Annotated in this window: 1 protein-coding gene; it reads right to left on the reverse strand. The window is 63.6% G+C overall.

All coding sequences use genetic code 11. The features are described 5' to 3' along the window. Positions 1 to 114: 114 nt before the first annotated feature. Positions 115 to 1890 (reverse strand): sulfoacetaldehyde acetyltransferase, encoded by a 1776-nt coding sequence (gene xsc / locus ACR0JI_RS21900; RefSeq protein WP_209508319.1) that lies wholly within the window; start codon positions 1888 to 1890, stop codon positions 115 to 117. Between the last annotated feature and the right edge of the window lie 7 nt (positions 1891 to 1897).

Below are 1897 nucleotides of genomic sequence, written 5' to 3' on the forward strand. Positions count from 1 at the left end.
GTGATGCGGGGGTCGTTGCCTTCGCTGAGGGCGATTATGGGACGGGTGGCCGGAGCGTTTTGCCGCAACAGCTCGACGGGTGTCAGGGTCATGTGCTCCGGCCTCGTCCTGGGGTTAAGCGCCCTGCGCTTTCATGTCATCGGCGCTGATGCCGGCGACTGCGACGGGTTTTTTCATCGCGTCGCGGCGGAAAGGCTCGCCAAGCTCCTGGTTGATCAGGGCCTCGATCAGCGTGGTGATGCCGTTCTTCTGGTCCTCGATCGCCTGGTTCAGCGCCGCGGTCAGCTCGTCCTGGGTGCGGGCGACAACGCCTTTCAGGCCACAGGCCTGCGCGATACCGGCATAAGACACCTTGGTGTCCAGCTCGGTGCCCACGAAGTTGTCGTCGAACCACAGGGTCGAGTTGCGCTTTTCCGCGCCCCACTGGTAGTTGCGGAACACGATCTGGGTCACGGCGGGCCATTCCTCGCGGCCGATCGCGGTCAGCTCGTTCACCGCGATGCCAAAGGCACCGTCACCGGCAAAGCCCACAACCGGAACATCCGGGCAGCCGATCTTGGCACCGACGACGGCGGGCAGGCCATAGCCGCAGGGGCCGAACAGGCCCGGCGCCAGGTATTTGCGCCCCTCTTCAAACGACGGATAGGCGTTGCCGATGGCGCAGTTGTTGCCGATGTCCGAGCTGATGATCGCCTCTTTCGGTAGTGCCGCCTGAATGGCGCGCCACGCCATGCGCGGGCTCATCCAGTCGGGCTTGGCCGCGCGGGCACGCTGGTTCCAGGTGGTGCCCGGATCGTCATCCTCGTGGGTCATCGAGGTCAGTTCCTGCGCCCAGGCCGATTTCTTCTGCGCGATGCGCTCTTTGCGCTCCTTGCGGCCTTCGTCACCGGCGGTGTCGCTCAGCTGGGCCAGAATGCCCTTTGCCACCTTGGCAGCGTCGCCGATGATACCGACGCTGACAGCTTTGGTCAGGCCGATACGGTCGGGGTTGATGTCAACCTGGATGATCTTGGCATCCGCGGGCCAGTAGTTGATGCCATAGCCCGGCAGGGTCGAGAACGGGTTCAGACGGGTGCCGAGGCACAGGACAACATCCGCCTCGCTGATCAGCTCCATCCCCGCTTTCGAACCGTTATAGCCCAGCGGACCGGCAAACAGCGGGTGGCTGCCCGGGAAGGCGTCATTGTGCTGGTAGCCGACGCAGACCGGCGCATCCAGACGCTCGGCCAGCGCTTTCGACGCCTCGATGCCGCCTTCGGCCAGAACCACACCGGCGCCGTTCAGAATGACAGGGTTCCTGGCGTTCGACAGCAGCTCGGCCGCCTGGGCCACGGCGGTTTCGCCGCCCGAGGGGCGCTCGAACTCGACAATGGCGGGCAGGTCGATATCGACAACCTGGGTCCACATGTCGCGCGGGATGTTCAGCTGGGCCGGGGCGCTGGCGCGCTTGGCCTGCATGATCACACGGTTCAGAACCTCGCAGACGCGGGTCGGGTCGCGGACCTCTTCCTGATAGGCAACCATGTCCTCGAACAGCTTCATCTGCTCGACTTCCTGAAAGCCCCCTTGACCGATGGTCTTGTTGGCCGCCTGCGGGGTCACCAGCAGAAGCGGCGTGTGGTTCCAGTAGGCAGTCTTGACGGCGGTCACAAAGTTGGTGATGCCCGGGCCGTTTTGCGCAATCATCATCGACATCTTGCCGGTGGCACGGGTGTAGCCATCCGCCATCATCCCCGCGCTGCCCTCATGCGCACAGTCCCAGAACATGATCCCAGCCTTCGGAAACAGGTCCGAAATCGGCATCATCGCCGAGCCAATGATCCCAAACGCATGCTCAATTCCATGCATCTGCAAAACCTTAACAAAGGCCTCTTCCGTCGTCATCTTCATAGGGGTG

Source organism: Ruegeria sp. N10, assembly GCF_056531545.1.

Bases quoted from the DNA above. Each gene is read 5' to 3' on its own strand.
- xsc (WP_209508319.1), bottom strand. From the start codon at position 1,890: ATGAAGATGACGACGGAAGAGGCCTTTGTTAAGGTTTTGCAGATGCAT.